Source organism: Fodinicurvata sp. EGI_FJ10296, assembly GCF_040712075.1.
Taxonomy (GTDB): domain Bacteria; phylum Pseudomonadota; class Alphaproteobacteria; order DSM-16000; family Inquilinaceae; genus JBFCVL01.
The window spans coordinates 195790-219492 of record NZ_JBFCVL010000008.1; the positions used below are offsets into that span (position 1 = coordinate 195790).

15 protein-coding genes are annotated in these 23703 nt (G+C 63.1%); 8 read left to right on the forward strand and 7 right to left on the reverse strand.

Annotated features, from left to right (window positions below):
* The first annotated feature begins 8 nt into the window (after nt 1-8).
* Nucleotides 9-2096, forward strand: coding sequence for a choline BCCT transporter BetT (betT, locus tag ABZ728_RS18115; protein WP_366657655.1), 2088 nt, complete (start codon nt 9-11; stop codon nt 2094-2096).
* A gap of 28 nt (nt 2097-2124) precedes the next feature.
* The gene (locus ABZ728_RS18120) at nt 2125-3234 is read left to right on the forward strand and encodes a mandelate racemase/muconate lactonizing enzyme family protein (protein ID WP_366657656.1); all 1110 of its coding nucleotides are present in this window, start codon (nt 2125-2127) and stop codon (nt 3232-3234) included.
* On the opposite strand, the gene ABZ728_RS18125 is transcribed toward ABZ728_RS18120, so the two are convergent.
* Nucleotides 3231-4283 carry a phosphatidylserine/phosphatidylglycerophosphate/cardiolipin synthase family protein gene (locus ABZ728_RS18125; RefSeq protein WP_366657657.1) on the reverse strand — a complete coding sequence of 351 codons (1053 nt, stop codon included), beginning with the start codon at nt 4281-4283 and terminating at the stop codon, nt 3231-3233. The two genes, ABZ728_RS18120 and ABZ728_RS18125, sit on opposite strands and share 4 nt — an antisense overlap.
* Before the next feature lie 238 nt (nt 4284-4521).
* Between ABZ728_RS18125 and ABZ728_RS18130 the strand changes: the two genes are divergently transcribed.
* The 4 genes from ABZ728_RS18130 (at nt 4522) to ABZ728_RS18145 (ending at nt 12630) form a co-directional block, all read left to right on the forward strand.
* Nucleotides 4522-7716 carry a phosphoenolpyruvate carboxylase gene (locus ABZ728_RS18130; protein WP_366657658.1) on the forward strand — a complete coding sequence of 1065 codons (3195 nt, stop codon included), beginning with the start codon at nt 4522-4524 and terminating at the stop codon, nt 7714-7716.
* 35 nt (nt 7717-7751) lie between these two features.
* Nucleotides 7752-10481, forward strand: coding sequence for an aminopeptidase N (pepN, locus tag ABZ728_RS18135; RefSeq protein WP_366657659.1), 2730 nt, complete (start codon nt 7752-7754; stop codon nt 10479-10481).
* 41 nt (nt 10482-10522) lie between these two features.
* Complete coding sequence (locus tag ABZ728_RS18140) at nt 10523-11743, forward strand: LysR family transcriptional regulator (RefSeq protein WP_366657660.1); 1221 nt, start codon at nt 10523-10525, stop codon at nt 11741-11743.
* A gap of 77 nt (nt 11744-11820) precedes the next feature.
* Nucleotides 11821-12630, forward strand: coding sequence for a Ku protein (locus ABZ728_RS18145; protein ID WP_366657662.1), 810 nt, complete (start codon nt 11821-11823; stop codon nt 12628-12630).
* Between the two features lie 181 nt (nt 12631-12811).
* On the opposite strand, the gene ligD is transcribed toward ABZ728_RS18145, so the two are convergent.
* From ligD to ABZ728_RS18175, 6 genes are all read right to left on the reverse strand, one after another.
* Nucleotides 12812-15352: a DNA ligase D gene (ligD, locus tag ABZ728_RS18150; protein WP_366657663.1), complete on the reverse strand. Its 2541-nt coding sequence runs from the start codon at nt 15350-15352 to the stop codon at nt 12812-12814.
* The gene (locus ABZ728_RS18155) at nt 15352-16221 is read right to left on the reverse strand and encodes a Ku protein (RefSeq protein WP_366657664.1); all 870 of its coding nucleotides are present in this window, start codon (nt 16219-16221) and stop codon (nt 15352-15354) included. Before ABZ728_RS18155 ends, ligD begins: the two co-directional genes overlap by 1 nt.
* 84 nt (nt 16222-16305) lie before the next feature.
* Nucleotides 16306-17517, reverse strand: a complete 1212-nt coding sequence (locus tag ABZ728_RS18160; protein WP_366657666.1) for a CoA transferase — start codon at nt 17515-17517, stop codon at nt 16306-16308.
* Nucleotides 17514-18341 (reverse strand): enoyl-CoA hydratase/isomerase family protein, encoded by an 828-nt coding sequence (locus tag ABZ728_RS18165; RefSeq protein ID WP_366657667.1) that lies wholly within the window; start codon nt 18339-18341, stop codon nt 17514-17516. The genes ABZ728_RS18160 and ABZ728_RS18165 overlap by 4 nt, the downstream gene beginning before the upstream one ends.
* A gap of 147 nt (nt 18342-18488) precedes the next feature.
* On the reverse strand, nt 18489-19463 hold the full coding sequence (locus ABZ728_RS18170; RefSeq protein WP_366657668.1) for a tripartite tricarboxylate transporter substrate binding protein: 975 nt from the start codon (nt 19461-19463) through the stop codon (nt 18489-18491).
* A gap of 665 nt (nt 19464-20128) precedes the next feature.
* Nucleotides 20129-21100, reverse strand: coding sequence for a tripartite tricarboxylate transporter substrate binding protein (locus tag ABZ728_RS18175; protein WP_366657669.1), 972 nt, complete (start codon nt 21098-21100; stop codon nt 20129-20131).
* A 314-nt stretch (nt 21101-21414) separates the two neighbouring features.
* Here ABZ728_RS18175 and ABZ728_RS18180 point away from each other — a divergent pair, with 314 nt between their 5' ends.
* Nucleotides 21415-21873 (forward strand): tripartite tricarboxylate transporter TctB family protein, encoded by a 459-nt coding sequence (locus tag ABZ728_RS18180; protein WP_366657670.1) that lies wholly within the window; start codon nt 21415-21417, stop codon nt 21871-21873.
* Nucleotides 21874-21955: 82 nt separating this feature from the next.
* Nucleotides 21956-23467, forward strand: a complete 1512-nt coding sequence (locus ABZ728_RS18185) for a tripartite tricarboxylate transporter permease (RefSeq protein WP_366657671.1) — start codon at nt 21956-21958, stop codon at nt 23465-23467.
* Nucleotides 23468-23703 lie beyond the last annotated feature (236 nt).

A 23703-nucleotide genomic window follows, 5' to 3' on the forward strand; every position in this document is an offset into this window, starting at 1 on the left:
AGCATTCGATGGCCCCTAACACCGATAAGAACGAGGGCACGTCGGAGCCCCGCGATCGCATCAACCCCATTGTCTTCTTCGGATCGGCCATCGGTATCGTGGTCTTCACGCTGTGGACCATGGTCTTCACCGACACGGCCAGCGCCGCGATCAACGCAGTTCTGGCCTGGATTTCAGACAGTTTCGGCTGGTTCTACTTCGTCGCCGTCGTCGTCTATCTGGTCTTTGTCATCGCGATCGGTCTGTCGCGCTATGGCAAGATCCGGCTTGGCCCGGACCATTCCACGCCAGAATTCAACGTCGTAACCTGGGCCGCCATGTTGTTCGCGGCCGGCATCGGCATCGACCTGCTGTTTTTTTCGGTCGCCGAACCGGTCAGCCATTTCCTGGCCCCGCCCGACGGCGAGCCCGGAACCGTCGAAGCCGCCCGCCGAGCCATGCAACTGACCTTTCTGCACTGGGGTCTTTCAGGGTGGGGAATCTACACCCTTGTCGGCATGTCGCTGGCCTATTTCAGCTACCGCCACGGGCTTCCGCTCACGATCCGCTCGGCGCTCTATCCGATCTTCGGCCGGCGCATCGAGGGCGCGATCGGGCACACCGTAGACATCGCTGCCGTGCTGGGCACCGTTTTCGGCATCGCCACCAGTCTGGGTATCGGCATCATCCAGTTGAATTTCGGCCTGAACTATATGTTCGGCATTCCGGAAAGCACGCTGACCCAGGCGACTCTGGCCGTCGTCATCGTGGTCTTCGCCGCCATTTCGGCCGTGACCGGCGTCGACAGGGGCATTCGCCGGCTGTCAGAATTCAATATGCTGCTTGCCCTGCTGTTGCTGATCTTCATTCTGGTCACGGGCAAGACCCTGTTTCTGCTCAATACCCTCGTGACCAATGTCGGCGACTACCTTTCCAACTTCGTCAGCTTGTCCTTCAACACCTACGCTTTTGAGCCGCCCACTGACTGGCTGAATGCCTGGACGGTGTTCTTCTGGGCGTGGTGGATCGCCTGGGGGCCCTTCGTCGGCCTGTTCCTGGCCCGCATCTCGCGGGGGCGTACGATTCGCCAATTCGTGGCCGGCACTCTGATCCTGCCACTCGCCTTCATGATGGCGTGGATGTCGACCATCGGAAACAGTGCCATAGACATGGTCATGTTCGGCACCAACGTCGCCGATTTCGGCGAGCAGGCCATGAACAACCCCGGTTCGGCCATCTATCTTTTCCTGGAAGGGGTCCCCTGGTTCGGCCTGACGGCAGTGGTGGTGACGATCCTGGCCATCGTGTTTTTCGTCACCTCCGGCGACTCCGGGTCGCTTGTTCTTTCCAACCTGACATCCGTGCTCACCGACCCTAACCATGACGCGCCCTCGTGGATGCGGATCACATGGGCGGCGATCATTGGGTTGCTGACGCTGGCGCTGCTGCTCGCCGGCGGTCTGGGCGCGCTTCAGAGTACCGTTGTCATCATGGGCTTGCCGTTTGCCTTTGTCCTGTTTGCGATGATGGCGGGGCTCTATCGGGCACTGAAGGTCGAGGGTCTGAAGGAAGACAGTCACCGAAACAGCATGGCCGGACAGCTATCGGGAAGGATCGCGCCGGGCGAGACGGCAGCCGGCAACTGGCGCCAGCGTCTGCTCCGGGCCATGACATTCCCCGATCAACGGCAGGCCGTCCGGTTCCTGCGCGAGACTGGCAGACCGGCCATGAACCAGATTGCCAGCGTTCTGGAGGAAAAAGGGTACCGTGCGGAGATTGGCGGCGGTACGGGCGGCGCCACCCCGAACGAGGATCATCTCGCGCTGAACGTACCGCTCGGCGACGAACAGGATTTCACCTATCAGATCTGGCCGCTGCCTTGCGCCATGCCCGCCTTCTCGGTTCGCGACACGCATGCCGGGACCCGGTACTACCGTCTGGAAGTGCACATCAATGAAGGAAGCCAGGGCTACGACGTATACGGCTATACGCAGGGCCAGCTGATCGCGGACATCCTGGACCAGTTCGAACGGCACCTTCATTTCCTGCACGCACAGCGGGAAACACCGGGCCGCAACGCCATCATGCCCGACGATCCAGCCACCGCGGGCCGGTAACGGAAACACTCATGCAGGTCTCGCAGCCATGAAGATTACCGCCCTGAGGACGTTCATACTGCATGTCCCGGTCACCCGGGGCGGCATTGCCGACAGCCTTCACAGCCTGACCCACTGGGGGGCGCCGGGCGTCATGATCGAGACCGATGCCGGCATCACCGGTTACGGCTATTCCGGAACCCACGCGCATCTGGCGTCCGACCGCCTGATCACGCAATGCATCGAGACCTGCCTGGCCGAGGTTGTCCTGGGCCGCAATCCGCTGGAAGTGACGGCCCTATGGCGGGCGATGGAACGATTCCCGCCCATTCAGTGGGTGGGGCGCGGCGGCATTACCCAACTGGCTATAGGCGCAATCGATGTCGCGCTTTGGGATATCAAGGCCAAGGCCGCCAGCCAGCCGCTCTGGCAGCATCTCGGCGGGCGAGCCCGGTCAATCCGGGCCTACAACAGCGATGGCGGCTGGATGAACTGGCCGATCGAGACGCTGGTATCCGACTGCCGGAAGCTGGTCGAAGAGGACGGCTTCACCGGCCTGAAACTCAAGGTCGGGCACGATCTGCTGTCCGACGACATCAGGCGCCTGGAAGCCGTTCGTGATGCGATCGGCGAAGCCCCGACCCTTGCCGTCGACGCCAATGGCCGCATGGACCTGCCAACCGCCATCCGTTTCGGCCGGGCGATGCAGGATAACGACGTCCTGTGGTTCGAAGAGCCGCTCTGGTACGACGATGTTGCGAGCCACAAGCGGCTTGCGGAGTCGATCGCAACACCCATCGCGCTCGGCGAGCAGTTATACCTGCCGCACAATTTCCAGACATTCTTCGATGCCGGGGCCCTCCACTTCGCGCAGCCAGACGTCGCAAGACTGGGCGGCGTAACACCCTGGCTGCAGGTTGCGGACATGGCGCTGAACCGCGGACTGCCGGTCGTCTCCCATGTCGGCGACATGATGCAGACGCACATCCACACGGCCATCGGCCATCCGGCCTGCACGATGCTGGAATACATTCCGTGGATGCAGGATTGCTTCGTCGAACCGGCCACCGTCGAAGATGGCTATTTCCTGGTGCCGCAGGAACCGGGCGCGGGAACGACACTGCGCCCGGATGCGCTGGAACGGTTCGGCGTGCCCTAGAGCCGTTGTGACGACGCCAGATCCTCATCCATCCGGGCCGCCAGCGCCTGATACAGCTGCGGCGAAGTGCTGAACACGCCGCTTTCAAGGTTCAGCCTGCAACTGAGCAGGTCGAGGTTGAAACTGCTGACCGACGACCAGTGCCCATCGATCAGGGCGACCTTGGCGTGAAGCATGCCGGCTGTATAGCCGCGCACTTCGACACCCCGGCGCTGCAGGGCGTGGGCGAACCGATGACCGATCGTGTCCACGACGCGATGATCGCTTCTGGCCGGCATCAGGATCGATACCTTGACGCCCCGCCGGGCGGCCCCGGTCAACGCCCGCCAGAGTCGCCGGTCGGGAAACAGATAGGGGGTGGTCAGGTACACGCTTTGTTGCGCGCCTGAAATCTTCTTCGGCACTGTCTCGCGCAGATTGGGCTCCGACCGCACGAACGGGCCACTTACGGCATAGGACCAGCGGTGCTCCAGGGATGCACCTTCATCGATTTCCGGCGGCGCGTTGTCGATCACGCCGTCATGGGCATCCAGCCAGGCGCGCTCGAACTCTGATGCGATCGCCCATGGAAGAGGCCCGTCGATGCGTATCACCGTGTCGCGCCAGTTGGTCATGCGGTCGGCATAGCACGAACCGCCGACCATGACCTGCGCGCGGTCGCAGATCAGCGTCTTGCGATGCAGACGGCGGGCACTCCTGATCGGCCGGCGCAGAAAGCGGCCCGCCCCGTTATAAAGCGCGATCTGCCCCCCGGCGCGGCACACCCGGCGCCCGGCATCGCTGCGGGGCAGGCCATGACTGCCGAACGCGTCGGCCAGAATCCGGACATCGACGCCCTTGCGCGCCTTCGCCGCCAGCAGGTCCAGCAGGCGACCGCCCACGCCCTTCGTTTCAAAGATGTACTGTTCCAGTTCGATGCTGCGCTCGGCGGCATCGCACTGCTCGAACACCGCCTGCCATATGGAATCGTTGTTCTGATACAGGTCCCATCGGGGCTCCGGAACGCTCCAATGTGAACGATGGACAAAGGGATCTGGGATATCGGGCATTCTTGATGAACACAGAGAAAGCGGCGATTGTTCCCGCGACCGTCGTTACCTTTTCAACCACGAGATTGACAATACCGGCCCGCCTCGCCCACTGTCTGAAGTCCCGGCGTCGCGGGCGGATCCGGGTGAGGATAGCACTGTCCGACTCCCCTTTGTCCGCGCCGCTGCGATCATGCCACAACCCGTTCGCGGTCGAAACGCCGACCGCTGCGATTGCCGTGCGGAGCGAGTGCCCCCCGTGAGCGTATCCGAAAAGCCAGACTCAAAGCCGAAATCCGCCCCGCTATCCGGTGATGCCCTGGCCGCAACAGCGGTTCCGGATCAGCCGGACGGATCCAGCCCGCCGCCCTTCGTCACTGACATGCGTGCCCGTCTTTCCCCCGATGACGACGCGCTGCGGGGGCCAGCCCTTTTCCCGAAAAAGGAAAGCGGCGAGCGGTTGTCGCCGTTGGTCGCGGAACTGACCGAAACGCTGGAGAAGCTCGAACTGGGCCGATCGACCGACCCGTTCACCAACCCGGTTCTGCTGCTGTCGCTCGACCTGTCCAAACGGCTGGAAAGGGGCCAGATCAGCTATGGCGATCTGGAGCAACTGACCCAGTATCTCAGCACCGACGGCATGCTGGAACGGGCTGCCCGGCTGCGACGCTATCTGGGCGAGACCGACCCGGATCAGAACCGTCGGCATCTGAGCACCATCCTGCAGACGCTAAGCCGTGCTGCCGGCGTTGATGGCGGCGAACGGGTCCCGTTCGAGCAGTTCAAGGCCCTTGCCGAACGTGAATACTTCGGTCTGGTCATCACGGCCCACCCGACATTCAATCTGTCCACGCCGCTGATGCGGGCGCTGGCCGATCTGGCGGTCGGCCGGGGCGGCGACGGCGCACCGCTTACTGCCGATCAGGCGGACAAACTGCTGACGCTGGCCTGCAGGTCCGAGCACAGCCCCGACGCCGACATCAGCCTGTCGCGCGAACATGCCCTGTCGATGGAAGCAATCGTCAACATCCAGTCGGCACTGCGCGAGGTTTATGACGGCTTCTACCGCGTCGCGGCCGAGTCCTATCCCGACCGCTGGACCGAAGCCTCGCCGCGTCTGATGACGATCGCGAGCTGGGTCGGCTACGATCTGGACGGCCGCTCGGACATCCTCTGGAGCGATTCACTGCAGAAGCGCCTCAAGCTTCAGGCCTTGCAATTCCAGCATTATCTGGAGGAGGTGCGCGCCCTGCATTCCATGGCCGGCCCCGAGGCCCGCGATCTGCTTGACACGCTCGACCTGATCGAAAGCCGGATTGCGCTGGCGCTGAGTCAGGTCACGGATGAAATTGCGGCATTGGACGCGGCGGCGGCCGACCCGGCGAACGAGCGTGCCCGCATCCGCGCCCTGTCGAAACGCATGTACGACAGCCGCGCTCTGCGCCTGACCGATGCCCGTAGCCTGATCGACATGGCCGACCGCGCCATCCTCAAGGCCCGCGAGCGCCTGAACGAGGGGGGCCAGAACGGGGCTCCGACCGATCCGGATGCCGCGGGCATGGTTCTGATCCGGCGGCTGTGCATCCTGCGCGCGGAATTCGCCAATCACGGTCTGGGTCTCGCCCACACGCATGTGCGGATCAACTCGACCCAGATGCACAACTCGATCCGCAAGGCGGTCGGACTGGTGACGGACCCCAATGACCCCCGCTACCGGGTTTCCTATCTCGACAAGATCAACGCCCTGCTGGCCGACGCCAAGCCGGTCAGCATCAATTTCGGATCGGTCGTGGCCGAACGAACCTCGGCAAAGCGGCTGTTCATGGTCCTGGCGCAGATGCTGAAATACTGCGACAGCACCGCGCCGATCCGGTTCCTGATCGCCGAAAGCGAAAGCGCCTTTACCTGTCTGGCGGCGCTTTATTACGCCAAACTGTTCGGCGTCGAGGAACACATCGACATTTCACCGCTGTTCGAAACGGAAAAGGCGCTGGAAGCCGGCAGCCGGATGATCGAGCAGTTGCTCGATAATCCCCACTATCTGGCCTATGTAAAGCAGCGCGGCCGCATCTGCATCCAGACCGGTTACTCCGATGCGGGCCGCTATCTCGGTCAGACGCCTGCCGCCGCCTCGATCGAACGGCTGCGCCTGCGACTGGTCACGGTCATGGCCCGGCGCGGCCTGCACGACATCCAGTTGCTGATCTTCGACACCCACGGCGAAAGCATCGGCCGCGGCGGACACCCGGCGGGGTTCGAGGACCGCCTGTCCTATATCGATACCGCCGCCTCGCGCGGCTATATGGCCGACAAGAATGTCGCCTTCAAACAGGAAATGAGCTTTCAGGGCGGCGACGGCTATCTGATGTTCGTCAACCCGACCAGCGCACTCGCCGCCGTGACACGGATCCTGGAGCATTCGCTGCGGACCGGCGACAACTCCAACGACGATCCGTTCTATGACGAGTCCGCCTATATCCGCGAGTTCTTCACGACGGTAAAGGAATTCCAGGTCGGCCTGATGAAAGACGGCAACTATGGCGTGTTGCTGTCGGCTTTCGGCGCCAATCTGCTGTTCCAGTCGGGGAGCCGGGCATTCAAACGCCAGCACGAAGACCCTTCCAAGGTCGATGAAGCCCATCCCAGTCAGTTCCGGGCAATCCCCCATAATGGCGTTCTGCAGCAACTCGGCCTGCTGGCGAACTCGATCGGCGGGGTCGGCGCCGCAATCGCCAAGGACCCGGAGAAGTTCGCCGACCTCTATCCCCGCTCGCCGCGCCTTCGCCAGTTGATGGGGATCGTGGAATACGGCTGCGCGGCCAGCGACCCCGACGTGATGAAGGCCTATATCGACAGCCTCGATCCGGGGTTGTGGCTCCTGCTGGCCGCCAGCACCGGCCCGCGCGAACGTCAGGAGCGTTTGCTGCGGCTCGCCGGCCATCTGGAACAGACGACGCTGCACGAACGCAAGAACCGCGTGTTCCGCCAGTTGTACCAGGATTTCACGGTGCTGGAACGATCGCTCGGGCTGGTCGACACCGGCTATGAAGGATGCGGCCCCGAGGGGTGCGGCGGCCTGATCTCCACCCGCTCCAGGTTGCATATGCGGTTGCTGCATGCAATTAGGCTGACGGCGATCCACGAGATATTCGTGCTGGCCATGCAGATCCCGGAGTTCTCCAGCCGGCATGCGATCACTCCGCAGGAAGTCGTCATTCGGCTGCTTCATCTTGACGTTCCGGCCGTGGTCGAATTGCTGCGCGAGGTCTTCCCCCTGACCAGCGACGATGACGACCGGGCGTCGGACTATGGCGAGCCGGCGACTTATGCGGCCGACGACAGCCAGGACTATCAGTACGAAAACGATGTCCTGTTCGGGCCGATGGAAGGACTGCATCGGCTGATCCGCCGCATTTCGTCGGCGACGACCCAGCACATCGGGTTTCTGGGCTAGCACGAGACCCGACAGGTCAATAAGCGGAGAGTACGATGAGCGATGCGGTGGCGGCTGAAGGCCAGGACGCGGTTTCCCGATCATTCGAACCGGTTCGCCTGTCGGACTATCGGCCGCCGGACCATCTGATCGACACCATCGATCTGGTTTTCCATCTGGAACCGACAGCAACCCGCGTCATGGCGCGCATGGCGGTCAGGCGCAATCCTGCCGGCACGGCGCCGGCCGATGCGCCGCTGGTACTGGACGGCGACGCGGACAGCCTGACGCTGACCTCGATCCGCCTGGACGGCGAACCGCTTGATGAAAACCGCTACGTCACCGACGACTCCTCGCTGACCGTTCAGGATGTGCCGGAGACTTTCGTTCTCGACATCGAAACGCGGATCGATCCCCAGGCCAATACCGAGCTTTCCGGCCTGTACCGTTCCGGCGGCATCTATTGCACCCAGTGCGAGGCGCAGGGGTTCCGGCGCATCACCTACTATCCGGACCGGCCGGACGTGCTGGCCGTGTTCACCGTGACGCTCATGGGCGACAGGAGCAGTTGCCCATTGTTGCTATCCAACGGCAACCCCGTCGATCGTGGCGATGCCGGCCCGGACCGGCACTGGGCGACGTGGCATGACCCGCATCCCAAGCCCGCCTATCTTTTCGCTCTGGTCGCCGGCGATCTGGCAACGCTGACCGACACCTACACGACCCGGTCAGGGCGCGCGGTTACGCTCAACATCCATGTGCTGCCGCGCGACGCCGACAAATCGGCATTCGCGCTCGAGGCGCTGAAGAAATCGATGAAGTGGGACGAGGACCGGTTCGGTCTCGAATACGATCTGGATGTCTATTCGATCGTCGCCGTCCCGGATTTCAATATGGGGGCTATGGAGAACAAGGGCCTCAACGTCTTCAACACCAAATACGTCCTTGCCCGCCCCGATACCGCGACCGACAGCGACTATCACGGCGTTGAATCGGTGATCGCCCACGAATATTTTCACAACTGGACCGGCAACCGGGTCACCTTGCGCGACTGGTTTCAGCTCAGCCTGAAAGAAGGGCTGACGGTGTGGCGCGATCAGGAATTCAGCTCCGACACCGGCAGCCGGGCGGTCGAGCGGATCAAGGCCGTGCGGCGCTTGCGCAGTGTCCAGTTCCCGGAAGACGCCGGCCCGACGGCCCACCCGATCCGGCCGGACAGCTATATCGAGATCAACAACTTCTATACGCCCACCGTCTACGAAAAGGGCGCCGAAGTGGTGCGCATGCTGCACACGCTGATCGGCGACGACGCCTTTACGCGCGGACTCAAGCTCTATCTCGAACGCCACGACAATGGCGCCGCCACGGTCGAGGACTGGCTGGCAGCCATGCAGGAAGTTTCCGGCGCCGATCTCTCCCATTTCAAATTGTGGTACGAACAGGCGGGAACGCCCCGGATCGGGGTCGAGGAAAGCCACGACGCGGCAAATCGGCAACTGACGCTGACGATCACCCAGGAGACCGCGCCGACGCCCGGCCAGCCCGACAAACGGCCGTTGCACATTCCATTTTCGATCGGCCTGCTCGACCCTTCCGGCAGGCCGCTTCCCGTGACCATTGACGGCGACGCCGCCAACGCCGAACGCGAGACCGCCGTCGTCTCGTTGACACGCGCGCGGCAAACGGTCGTGCTCAACGATGTGCCTGAGAATGCCGCCGTCTCGCTGTTGCGCGGGTTTTCCGCACCGGTCAATCTGGCCCCGCGCGGGCGTGAGCGGCTGCTGTTCCTGATGGCGCACGACCCCGACACATTCAGCCGCTGGGATGCCGGTCAGGACCTGATGAGCGGCATTCTGATCGACCATGCGGCAACGATTCGCGACGGCGGCACCGCCGACCTCGACGACCGGGTGATCGAGGCGGTGGAACGGATCGTGTCGGACGAGACGCTGGACCCGGCCCTGGTGGCTGAAATGCTCGTGCTGCCGTCGGAAACCGATCTGGCACAGCATATCAGGCCGATCCCCGTCGAGGCGATCCATGCCGCCCGCACCGGGGCGCGGTCGCGGATCGCAGCCCGACTGCGCGACCGGCTGGTTTCCCGCTATCAGGCTCTCGGCGGCCCCAGCGCCGATGCCAATCTGGATGCCGCGCAGATGGCGCGGCGCGCGCTGAAGAACACGATCCTGGCATTGCTCAACGCCGATACCACCGACGCCACCGGCCGCGATCTGGCCGCCGCCCAGGCAGAAAACGCGACGACGATGACCGACAGCATCGCCGCGCTGATCGCCCTGAACGAGACCGACGGGCCGCAACGCGATCGCCACCAGGCCGAGTTCCTGGACCGCTGGCGGGACGAGGCGCTGGTCGTCGACAAATGGTTCTCGCTGCAGGCGATGCGGCTGTCCCCGGCCACCGTCGAGGCCGTCTCTGCCTTGCGCGGCCATGACCTGTACGCACGGACCAATCCGAACCGCGTCCGCTCGCTGATCGGCGTCTTCGCGGCGGCCAATCCGGTGGCCTTTCATCGGCAGGACGGCGCCGGTCACCGACTGCTGGCCGAGGAAATCAAGGCCATCAACCGCGCGAACCCGCAACTGGCAGCCGCCCTGACAAAACCGCTGACCCGTTGGCAGCATCACGACGCCACCCGGGCCGAAAGCATGAAGTCCGCTTTGCGTGATATCTCGGCGATCCCCGATCTGTCCCGCAACGTGTTCGAGCTGGTCAAGCGCGGGCTGGACGACGCCGATGCCAACGGTGACGCCCGGCCTCCGGCCTGACCCCGGCTCCTCCCCCCCCCTCCCCCTTGCCCGGTCCTGCCATGGATGTCGCGACTCTCGTCACGACGCGAACGGTTCTGGAGGCGCGCGGCATCCGCCCGGCGGCCCGGCGTCTCGACAAGGCGCCGGGCACCGTCGCCACGGCTCTCGACCGGGTAGAGGCCGAACTGTCCATCGCCCTGGCCGTGCGTGCCGGCGCGGAACTGGTTCTGACGCTAGAGGCCGAACGACTGTTGCCAGACCTGAACCGTGCGGCGGATCTGGCCGTCGGTATTGCCTGTCTGGCGCATGGCTTGGCGGAAGAGACGCCAGAAGACATCGTTCATCGTGCCGCCCGGCTGCCGATCGGCCTGATCGCACTGTCCCGCTTCGTTGGGGTGGTCGCCGTCGGCAGCATACGCGGTGCGGCACAGGCGCTGGACGTGGGCCAGCCCCAGCTTACGCGGCAAATGGGCCAGCTGGAATCGGCGATCGGCCGGCCGCTTCTCGACCGCTTGCCGACCGGTACCGTGCCGACACCGGCCGGCGAAAGACTGCGCGATCTTGCCGTCGCTCTCGATGCGCTATGGATGCGGCTCAGCCGCAATTCCGGGGCCCGGCACCGATCGGCAGAGCGCACGATACGGCTGGGCACGGTGATGCCGCTCGGCCATGAAAGCCCGATTGCCCGACACCTCGCCCATCTCGCCGCCGTCTGGCCGCAAAAGCACCCGCGCCACCCGCTGTTCATTCAGTCGACGACGGCGGAGGAACTGATCCGCGGGCTGAAAACCGGCATGTTCGACGTCGCCCTGCTCGACACGCCCGGCACCGCAACATCCCGACCGGCGACGAATGCCGGGAAGGAAGCTACCGAGCCGCAGAACATGGAGAGCATTCCGGTGTCGAGCGGGACGCTGGCACTGGTCGGCTTTGCCGTAGATCGTATTGCGGCCTCACGACCACGCACGCCATTCGTCGTGCCGAGCGCACGCAGCGGCCTTCGCCAGTGTATCAACGCCTGGCTTTCGGACGTATTGGACGATACCGGCCGCGACGCCCTGGACATTACCGAGGTGGACTCGATTCCGGTGATCCTGAACATGGTCATGGATCACGGATTCATGTCGGTGCTGCCCCTGTCCTCGGTGACCATGGTCGCACCGGATTTGCCTCACATGCCGCTCGCCCCGCGCTATGACCTGCCGTTGCGCCTGGTCTGGCATCGCCGGCCGGGGGCAGAAGAGGCCGGAAGGGCACTGGCGGCGCTTTTGCGAACCTGACACCTGCGCGCCATGGAGAGCGGGAACCAATCGGACATGGCTCAGTTTCCCAACCGGGAAGAAAAAGGAAAGTTGCCATGGCACCAAAATCGTTCTGGAAAGGATATCTGAAACTTTCGCTCGTGACCTGCCGCGTCTCCATGACGCCGGCGACCACGGACAACGAGAAAATTCAGTTTCACACCCTGAACAGAAAAACCCACAACAGGCTCACCAGCCGCTATGTCGATGCCGAAACCGGCGATGTGGTGGACGACGACGATGAAGTAAAAGGCTATGAACGGGCCGACGGCGACTACGTTCTTCTTGAGGATGACGAAATCGACGCCGTTGCGCTGGAGAGCACCCGGACCATCGACATCGAAATGTTCGTTCCCGACGATAGCGTTCGGTGGATCTGGTATGACCGGCCGCACTATCTTCTGCCAGACGACGCCGTCGGCGAAGAAGCTTTCTCCGTCATCCGCGAGGCGATGCGATCGACCGGGAAATTCGGCATCGCCCGGCTGGTCATGTATCGCCGGGAACGCGCGGTCATGCTGGTACCAAGCGGGCGGGGCATCATTTTGTGGACACTGCGCTATGGCGACGAAGTGCGCGACCCGGCGGAATATTTCGGCGACATCGACCGGGAAAAGGCAGACAGCAAACTGCTGAAGCTGGTCAAGGAGGTGATCGAGGAACGCTCGACCTCCTGGGATCCGGACATGGTGACCGACCCGGTTCAGGAAAAGCTGGCCGATATCATCGCGGCCAAGAAGAAGGGCCGAAAACGCCCGGCCAAAGTCAAAGCGCAGACAGAGGCCCCGGCGGTGGACAACGTCATCGACATCATGGACGCTCTGCGCAAGAGCATCGCGTCGGAGAAGAAGTCCGGCAAACGGTGAACGGTAACTGCGTGTTTTGGCATTGGACGACTCTTGCCGCCTCCCCGGAAGCACGAAGCGCTGTGAGGAGTTCACACATTCCGCGAGTATGCAGACAGTGTGGGGCCCGGCTTGGCACAGCGTCACTGTCGCGCCGCAGCGCGTCCGGGACTGGGACGTTTTCGGGAAGGGTTAGTTTTTCCTACCTCAACGTCGGCAGTGGCCGGGCGGCCGCGCGAAAACCCTCCCAGGGATCGTCCGATTGTCCGTGCACCCGTGTCGGCGCATTTTGCACCGTGAACTGGGCCGGTCCGACCGACCCGATCTCGCTCCAGTCGACCGGCATCGATACCGGCGCGCCGGCACGGGCACGCGTGGAATAAGCGGCGACAGCCGTAGCGCCGCGGCCGTTGCGCAGATAGTCGATCAGGATCTTGCCGCGCCGCTTCGCCTTGGAGACCGTCGAGACATAGAGATCCGGACTGTCCTTTGCCATCCGATCGGCCATGGCCTTGGCGAAACCCTTCACGTCCGTCCAGCCGGCTGCCGGGATCAACGGGGCGACAACATGAAGGCCCTTGCCGCCCGATGTCTTGACAAAGGTTGCCAAGCCGGCCTCCTGCAGCCGCCGGCCGACCTCGCGCGCCGCATCGACCACCGCATCCCAGGTCACCCCCTCGCCCGGATCGAGATCCATGACGATCATGTCCGGGCGTTCCCAGTCGTCAAGCGCCGCCCCCCATGGGTGGATCTCCAGCACGCCGGCCTGCACCAGTCCGAGCAACCCGTCAAAATCCTCGATCGACACCAGCGGCTCGCCGCTCTTGTCCCTGGGATCACGGATGGTTTTGATATTCTTGTTCAGACCTTTCCAGGCATGCTTCTGGAAGAAGCAACTGCCCCGGATACCGCTGGCGATGCCTCCGGGGCACCGCAGCAGTGACAACGGCCGGGCGACGATCAGCGGTCCGATCCATCGCCACATATCCGCGTAGTAATCCGCGAGACCTTCTTTCGTCACCCCGGCATCGGGCCAGTAGACTCGATCGGGATGCGACAGCTTCACGGTCCGGCGCGGCTCGCCCACCGGTTCATCCGCGCCGGTATCCTCGCGCACCACCTCGTCGGCCGGCTTGTCGTCCCGAAGGCCTCGAAACGAGGCGTGCCTCAGGTTGGCTTCGCCGGTCCAGCCCCGGAATTCGACTTCGGCGACAAGTTCCGGCCGCACGAATTGCACCTTGCGTCCGGCTTCGGCCGACAGCCGATCGGCAAACGGGCTCTTATCGACAGCAATCTCGTCCAGGCGGCGATAAAGATCGCGGGCGACGGCGGCGCTGAACCCGGTCCCGACCCGGCCGACGTGGCGCAGTGACTTCCCCTCATAGACACCCAGAACCAGCGAACCGATCGCGCTCTGCGTTGTCGTGGAGGGAACGAAGCCTGCAATCACAAACTCCTGACGCAACGCGCATTTCGACTTGATCCAGCCCTTGCCCCGGCCGGACCGATACGCCTGGTCGCGAAGCTTCGACACCACCCCTTCCAGACTCAGCCGGCAGGCATGGCGCAGCACCAGATCGCCGCCCTCGTCGAAATGCTCGCTGTAGTGAAGCGACGGCGGCGGATCGTCCATGATCTTGCGGAGCGCTGCCTTTCGGTCGACCAGCGAGGCGGCGCGCCAGTCGACGCCATCCAGATAGAGCAGATCAAAGCCGTAATAGACGAAACGGTCGACGCGCTCTTCGGACAGATCGGCCTGCAGCGCAGAAAAATCCGACGCGCCACTGGCCGTCTCCACTATTAGTTCGCCGTCGATGATGGCGGTGTCGACCGGTAGGGATTTGAGCGCCTCCGGCACTGCATTCCCGAACCGCGCCGTCCAGTCATGGCCCCGCCAGGTCAGCAGTTTCACGCGGCCGGACTCGATCCGGGCCTGCAGACGATAGCCGTCAAACTTGATTTCATGCAGCCATCGCTTGCCGGTCGGCGCCCTGGAGGAAAGCGTCGCCAGTGTCGGCTCTACGAAATCCGGCATCTTCGCCTTTTTGGCCTTCGCCGGAACCTTGATCGTGGCTTTTTCGGCCTTTGCTTTCCCGGCATCAGTGCCGTTCGCGTCATCCTCGCTGAGCGTTTCGGCCTCAGGGTCGGCGCCGACGGCCTCGATCGTCATCCCGCTCTTTACCGATTCCGGTCGTTCGCTGAGGATGTCGGGGTCGTCGGCCGTCCGGGCGTCATCGTCTTCGCCCTTGATCAGCAGCCAGTTCTCGCGCTTCTCGCGGGGCTTGCCGGCCATCCGCACCAGATGCCACCGGCCCCCCAGCTTCTCGCCCGACAGTTCGAACTCGATGTGGCCCTTCTTGTAGGCCGCTTCGGGTTTCGGAGCGGACTTCCCCGCCGTTCTGGCCACGGGCGCCCAGGTGCCGCGATCCCAGACGATGACGGTGCCGGCGCCATAGGCGCCCTTGGGTATCGTGCCTTCGAAATCGCCGTATTCCAGCGGATGGTCCTCGACATGCACGGCCAGCCGCTTTTCGCCGGGTACGAGGCTCGGGCCCCGCGTGACCGCCCAGCTTTTCAGAACGCCACCCATCTCCAGCCGCAGATCATAGTGCAGGCGTCGCGCGGCGTGCTTCTGGATGACGAAACCGTTTCCCGACGCTGCCCCCTCCTTACCGACTGGCTTCCCGGGAGGTTCGCGCGTCGAACCGAAATCGCGCCGCTTTCGATAGGGCTCAAGGCTCATCAGCCCGCCTTGCGGCGCGGCTGCCGCTTCTTGGACGCTGGTCGGGACGGCTTCGATCCATCGGCGGCCCTGGCGCTCTGCCGCAGCGCCTCCATGAGGTCGACGGTCTTATCGTCCTTCTGCAATTTGGGCGGTTTGATCTTCCGGCCCTCGGCCTTGGCCTTGACCATTTCGGCCAGGGCCGCGTCGTAGCGGTCGTCGAATTCGGCCGGATCGAACTCCCCCGCCTTGGTGGCGATGATATGCTTGGCCAGTTGCAGCATCTCGTCCTGAATTCTGACGTCGGCAATGGGCTCGAAGGCTTCCGCCGCCGACCGGACCTCGTAGTCGAAATTCAGGGTGTTGGCGATCAGCCCTTCGCCGTGCGGGCGGATCAGCACCGTGCGGCAACGCCGGAACAAGACCGTACGCGCCAGGGCGGCGACATTCTTAGCGCGCATGCCCTCGCGGATCAGCACATAGGCTTCTTCCGCTGTCCTGTCGCCGGGCGCCAGATAATAGGGTTTGTCAAAGTAGACCGTATCGATTTCGCCGCAGGGCAGAAATCCTCTGACGTTCAGGATCTTGTCGCTTTCCGGCACCGCAGCGGATATCTCTTCGGGCTCCAGAACGATGTATTCGTCCTTGCCGATCTCATAGCCCTTGACCTGGTCGTCGCGATCGACCGTTTTCCCGGTCCCGCTGTCGATGAATTCGCGCTGAACCCGATTCCCGGTACGGCGATTGATCGTGTGAAAGGCGACGCGCTCGGAAGTCGACGCGGCCGTGAACAAGCCGACCGCGCAACTCAGCTCCGCCACTTTCAGATGTCCGCGCCAGTTCGCCCTCGGCGCCATAGCGTTGCCCATTCCCCTCGTGTCGATGCGCAATCAACATTTCCGAGGGGCACAGAGTTCCAGAACCACGGTCAAGGCGCGTGATTCAGGCCATCGCTGACCATTCGGCCATGGCAATCAGTCGGGCAGCGCGGCGGCTCCGCTTTCGACAAGGCCGGCGATTTCGGCGTCGGAGAGGCCCGCCGCCGACAGCACGGCCCGTCCCTGCTGGCCCACACGCGGCGGCTGGGCGGTTTCCGGGCGATCGGGCGGTGGCGGCAGACCGGGAAGACGCGCGGCTGGCATCGACCCCAGACCCTCGATCTGTGACCAGGTGATGGCCTGAATCTCGCGCACCTGTTCGTCTTCCATCAGGTCGCCATAGTCGAAGACGGGCGCGTGCAGAATGTCGGCACTCGACAGGATATCGGCCCAATAGCGCGTCGGCTGCGCCTTGATCAGCGGCTCGACAAGTGCATTCAGGGCTTCGGCGTGGCTCAGGCGCGACTGCTCGCTGCCGAATCGCTCATCCGCCAGCCATTCCGTCCGCTCCAGCAGTTTGCAAAGTGCTTCGAAGTGGTTGTCTCGCCGCGCGTTCAGACTGAGATAACCATCGGCCGTCTCGAACGTGCCGACCGGGGCGCCGACGGCTTTGACGCCCGGCCCCTCCAGCGCGTATTCGACGATCCGCGATTCCTGGAACGCCATCGCGCATTCCAGCAGGCTGGTACGGATATGCTGACCGACGCCGTGCACCGCCCGGCGATAAAGAGCGGCGGATACGGCCTGTGACAGATAAAGCCCAGTGGACACGTCGATGGCCAGCATGTTGACCCGCCGTGGGATGCCGGCGGCATCGCGGTTGATCGACATGAACCCGGTATAGCCCTGCATCACGGTGTCGGTCGCCGGATGGTTCCGGCGCGGTCCGATCGGCCCGAACCCGGTGACGGAGGCATAAACGACCGACGGGTTTTTGGCGCGAACGGCTTCATAGTCGAGGCCGAGGCGTTCGGTCACGCCCGGGCGGTAATTCTCGATGACGACATCGGCCTGTGTGGCCAGCCGGAAGGCGAGATCGCGGCCTTCCGGCTTTTTCAGGTCGAGCGCGAGGCTGTTCTTGCCGCGGTTGAGGACGATCGATTCCGAGGAAAAATCACCGCGCCGGCGGCCGAGCCCCCGGCTCCAGTCGCCATAGCCGATCGGCTCGATCTTGGTGACGTCGGCACCGTGTTGCGCCAGCAACATGCCGCAATAGGGTGCGGCGACGCCTTGCGCCAGTTCCAGCACCTTCAGACCGGTGAAGGCCGGCATCACGTCCGGCGTCGCGCTCTCATCGGCGGCGCTCATGACTGCTCACCCTTTTTGGCCTTGCTTCCCTTGTCGAGGAACTGCTGGATCGAATCACGATGTTCATCGGTCGTATAGCAGATCGACTGCGCTTCGCCGCCAAGGGCAAATACCTGCTCCACCGGCAGATCGAGCGACCGGTTCAGGATCGATTTCGCCAGCGACAGGGCGATCGGCGATCCGACGGACAATTCCGCCGCCCAGGCTTTCGCCTCGCCCAGCAGGTCCTCGCTCTCGGCCAGACGATCGGCCAGTCCGATCGCCAGCGCCTCGTTGGCGCCGACCTTGCGCGCGGAATAGATCAGCTCCTTGGCGCGCGCCAGACCGACCCGTCGGGGCAGGAAATACAGCCCGCCGCCATCGGGAATCAGCCCGCGCTTCAGATAGGCCATGGTGAAGGATGCTGCGTTCGACGCCATGACGAAATCGCAGGCGAAGGCCAGATCGCAGCCAAGGCCCGAGGCGGCGCCGTTGACCGCCGCGATGGTCGGCTTGTCGAGATTGTGCAGGGCGTTGATGGCGCGATGGGTCGATTTCTGGCGCTTCCAGCCGTTATAGCCGACCCGGCCGATCGGCGCGTCCAGACGCTGGCGCATGCCCCTGATGTCGCCCCCGGCACAAAAAGCCGTGCCCGCACCGGTGAGGATAACGGCGCGGATATCCTCGTCGGCACCCAGACCCTCGATCGTGTCGATCAGCGTGGTCCGCGTGGCATCGTCGATGGCGTTGCGCACATCGGGCCGGTTCAGGGTAACGATGGCGACATTGTCGTCGATCGTCGTGGTGACGGCCGCATCCCCGGCCGAAGGCGCTGTGCTCTGCATTGTCGGCAATCCATCGGAACGAAAAATTGCCGACAACCAAGGATGCCGGCAATCTTTATCTACGAGATCGCCGGGCGCGGGCCGTCAGACGGGCCGAAACCCGCCTGCCTGACCCGACTGCCCGACGCTTGGATCAACGGGCCCCGCTCAGCTTGCCCAGGGATTTTCGTCCCAGATGGCCTGCATCTCGTCCAGCGTGCTCTGCATCTGCTCGCGATAGGCATCCGGCGCCATGTAGTTCAGCGGCAGCACCTGATCGCGCGCATCCTGACGGAAATCTTCATCCTCGATCATCTGCGCGACCGCCTCGACCAGCTTGTCACGGACGTCGTCCGGAATACCGGCCGGCGCAGCCAGACCGCGGTCGGAACCGGCGACGATGGGATAGCCCAGCTCGCTGAACGTCGGCACTTCAGGAACTTCTTCCCAACGCTCGGCGGCCATGGTGCCGAGAATGCGCAGATCGCCCTCAAGGTGGTACGGGCCGGCTTCGCCGATGCCCATGACGCTGGCCGCGACGTGGCCGCCGAGGAGGGCCGTACGGCTCGGTGCCGCGCCCGGGAACGGCACATGCGTAACCTGGAGGTCTTCGGCGTGCAGGAAGCGCAGGAAGCTGGTGTGGGTCGCGCCGCCGAGCGAGGAGTTGCCGACTGGCATCGCGCCGGGATTGGCTTCGACATAGTCGATGAAGTCTTCCAGTGTCTCGAACTCGCTGTCGGCGCGGACGACGACCGAGGTCGCATCGGTGACGATGTTGCCGATCGGCTGGAAGCTGTCGAGCGTGTAGTCCGGATCCCGCTGGATGATCGGATTGATGAACGACGGGATGTTCAGCATGCCGATCGTGTATCCGTCGGGCTCAGCCTGCGCAATCGCGGTGAAACCGAGTTCGCCGCCGGCACCGGGACGGTTTTCGACCGTGATGTTGACGTTGCCGCCGAGATATTCCTCAAGGTACGGAGCCACGGTACGCGCCATGACGTCCGTTCCGCCGCCGGCGGAATACCCGACGAGCATCGTGATATCGCGGTTTGGATAATCGCTGTCGGCATAAACGGCCGGCGCGGCCAGGATGGACGAGGCCATCAGGGCGGCCGTAATAGCCTGTGTATTCATTTTCATTGGTCGTTCCTCCTAAGCTGGGCTCTTTAATGCGGCGTGCATCGCCTGAATTGATGAGCAGAAACCAGCCGATTCAGGCAGTTCCGTACGGCGGATTGCATACCAGACTCGCGTCATCATAGGGGGTTCGGACCCCACAATACAATAGTATACATTGCCTCTATGGGAATTTGCTCGTTGCCGGTCGCACATCAGGCGGCCCTCCGCTCCTTCGCCGCACGCCGGGCACACAGTCAGAGAACCGCGTCCAACGTCCGGTCAGGCAAATGGGAAAGGTAGGGGCTTGCATTCTGTGCGCAACTGCATACAATTGCGAGGCGAAAATATATGTCGTTTTGGCGATGACCCGGGCCATTTACGACCGGCGCAGCACCGGTGTTATTGGCTGCGCGACCCTGACCCCGTAGTCTCTTGTATTCGAAACTCGGGAAAAAACCGAGACAGTCATCCGCCCGGACGTGCCCACTGATGCAGCGGCAGAACGGCACTATGGTGGCTGAATGATGAAAGGGGAGGCATCCGACTTGCTGGTTTCATCAGCGCAACCGGCACCAATGCCCGCTACGGGGCCGAGGTGTGCGGCAGGCCGAAAAATCCTGGCCCTTCAGCGAAACGGGCGGAGCCGCGGCCCCGCCCATCCCGTGATCAACCATCGTCGCCGTGGATCAATCGGCCCAGGGCGCGACTTCCCAGACTTCCTGCATCTGGGTCAAGGTCGATTCCATATGCGCCTTGTAGTCGTCCGGGGCCATATAGGAAAGCGGCAGAACCTGCTCGCGCGCCTCTTCCCGGAATTCCGGATCTTCGACGGTCTGACGCAGCGCCTCGACCAGCACTTCGGTGATTTCGTCGGGAATGCCGGCCGGTGCCGCCATGCCGCGGTCGGAACCCGAGACAATATCATAGCCGAGTTCGCGGAACGTCGGCACGTCGGGCACTTCCTCCCAGCGATCGGCCGCCATCGTCGCCAGAATGCGCAAATCGCCTTCCAGGTGATAGGGACCCGCTTCGCCGAGACCCATGACCGACGCGGCGACGTGACCACCCAGCAATGCGGTCCGGCTGGGCGCGGAGCCCGGGAACGGCACATGGGTGACTTCCATCCCTTCCGCCGTCAGGAACCGCAGCAGACTGGTGTGCATCGACCCGCCAACGGCGGAATTGCCGATCGGGAGGGCGCCGGGGTTTTCCTCGATATAGGTGAGGAAATCCTCGAGGTCTTCAAAGTCGCTGTCGGCCCGCACCACGATCGAGGCCGGATCGGAAACCACGTTGCCAATCGGCTGATAGCTGTCGAGTGTGTAAGCCGGATCGCGCTGAATCAGCGGTGTGATGAAGGCCGGGATGTTCAGCATGCCGATGGTGTAGCCGTCGGGCTCGGCTTCTGCCAATGCCGTGAAACCGATCTCGCCGCCGGCGCCCGGACGGTTGTCGACAGTCACATTGACGTTGCCGCCGAGATACTCCTCGAAGTATGGAACCATCGTCCGCGCCATGACGTCGGTACCGCCGCCCGCGGAATAGGCGATCACCATGGTGATGTCCCGTTCCGGATACTCGGCCTGCGCCGCGCCGGCGACGGCAACCAGCGCCGTGGCCGAAACGACCGAGCCGATAATGCTCTTGAACGTGTTCATAAGAGCGTTCTCCCTGAAAATTCTTCGCAGAAAAGCCGCAGTACACCTGCGTGCTTGCAAAACGATATGCATCCGATGATGGTTATGTCAAGATACAAATGTATACAACCAAGACCGATATGGCTGAACGTATGACTCTATTAATTAAAAATATTTCGCCCTATCGTAGTAAAAAAGTACGACAATTAAATTTGTTGTGTTGACACGCGATTTTCAATATGTGCAGACACTCCAACGGCTGCGGATTGTCGCTAATGTGGACGATGATACGGATGAGCGCCTGAAGTGGCCCGAAAGTGGGAGGAGACGTAAACGTGCCTTACGCAAAAGACCGAATCGCATCGGCGATATTATTATGTTTTGCTATTGGAGTTTTCATCGCCAGTGGCAACTTTAGATTCGAGTCTTCAATTTTTCCTCGGATGGTATCGCTTATCATGGCGATCTCGTCGATCATGATGTTTCTGAGGACAGTATCCTTTAACAAGGATCTGGAGCCTCAGGCCGCCAAGGACCCCAACGTCGACAGCCCCTTCTTCCGGAATCCGGTGAACTTCTTCATCGCGTCGTTCGGATTCATCATCTATCTCGTTGCGATCGGGATACTGGGCTACTTCGTTTCGACGGCGATCATGATCGTATCGATCGTTCTGCTGCTTGGATTCCGGGATTACAGGATGATCGCAATTTCTGGCGCGGCCTTCATGCTGCTCGTCTATGTCGTATTCCGACTTATATTCGAAAGACCGCTTCCACGCGGGCTCTTTTTCTAGAGGTCTATTTCATTGATAACATATATCGGACTATTTATTAATCTGAAACCGCCCCAGTGTGCCAATCCATTGGAGAAATCAGGTGTTTGAACCCCTACTGCACGCACTGCCCATCGTCTTTCAGCCGATGAACTTGTTAGCGATGATCGCCGGCGTCGCCATGGGCATCGCGATCGGTGCGCTGCCGGGGCTGAGCGCGACAATGGGCATCGCGGTCCTGATCCCCCTGACCTTCGGCCTGGATCCGCTGGTCGGACTGGGCATGATGGCAGGGATCTATAACGGCGCGATGTATGGCGGCGCAATACCAGCGGTTCTGCTCAGAATCCCCGGAACGCCCGCATCGATCGTCACGACATTCGACGGCCACGCCATGGCCAAGAAAGGCGAGGCCGGGCGTGCGTTGCAAATCGCTGTCGTATCGTCTGCCATCGGCGGTATGGCCAGCGCCGTCGCCCTGATGGCCTTTGCGCCGCCACTATCCCGGGTGACACTGGCGTTCGGACCGGCGGAATATTTCTGGGTCGGCGTTTTCGGCCTGTCCAGCATATCGGTCTTTCTGGGCAAGAGCCCGATCAAGGGAATCCTGTCGGCGTGCATGGGCCTGATGATCGGCATGGTCGGCATCGACCAGATCACCGGCGGTCAGCGCTTCACCTTCGGCACGGTCAACCTCGTCGATGGCTTCCACATTGTCGTGCTGCTGACCGGCCTCTATGCCCTGCCACCGGCGATCGGCATGGCAGAGGAGGCGATCAAGACCGGCATCAGCAGTGCGGAACTGAAGATCGGCAAATCCCGGCACATCTTCTCCGACTGGCGCATTCTGTGGCGCACCTGGGTCCGGTCCTCCGGCCTCGGCATTCTGGTCGGTCTGCTGCCGGGCGCCGGCGGGAACATCGCCGCTTTTCTCAGCTATAACGAAGCCAAGCGCGCCTCGAAACACCCGGAGACCTTCGGCCATGGCGCGCCTGAGGGTGTCGCCGCCGGCGAATGCGGCAACAACGCCGACAATTCCGCCGCTCTCGTGCCTGCCCTGACACTGGGCGTTCCCGGCAGTTCGGTGGCCGCGGTCATTCTGGGCGGTCTGCTCATCCACGGTCTGCGCCCCGGACCGGCGCTGTTCCGCGATCACGCCGACATCGTCTACGGCTTCATGATCCAGATGTTCGCCACATCGTTCCTGCTGATCGTGATCGGCGGCTTCCTTGGGGCGAAGGTCTTCGTGCACCTGCTCAGGCTGCCCCGCGTCATGCTCGTGCCGCTGATCGTCGGCCTGACCGCCGTCGGCGTCTACTCGATCAACAACAACATGTTCGATCTCTACATGATGTTCGCGTTCGGGATGCTGGGCTATGCCATGGAGCGGCTGGACTTCCCGCTCGCGCCAGCGGTGCTCGGCCTGATCCTGGGGTCGATGTCCGAAGAGAACATGCGCCTGGCGTTGCTTATTTCTCAGGGCGACTGGACGGTGTTCTTCACCCGGCCGATCTCGCTGACCATCGCAATCCTCACGGCCGTGGTGCTGCTGTTCCCGGTGGTACGCACCATCCGCGACCGGCGGCGCGAAGCACGCGAGGCCGCAACGGCCTGATCCGTCATCCGATTTGACGGGACCATCGGCAAAAAAGCGCCGGGAGACGAAAGCCGTCTCCCGGCGCTTTTGCGTTCGGCCGACGGCGATACAGGCGGGATTTGCGAGCACTACCCTCCCGATCGTCCCCGCCTCGAGCGGGGACCTCGCGCGGTGGCTCCCGGCGGGCTGAAACGCAAACCGGGCTTATCCGTCTCGGGGCTCCCGATCGACGTCGGGAGCGGTCAGGCCGGGGG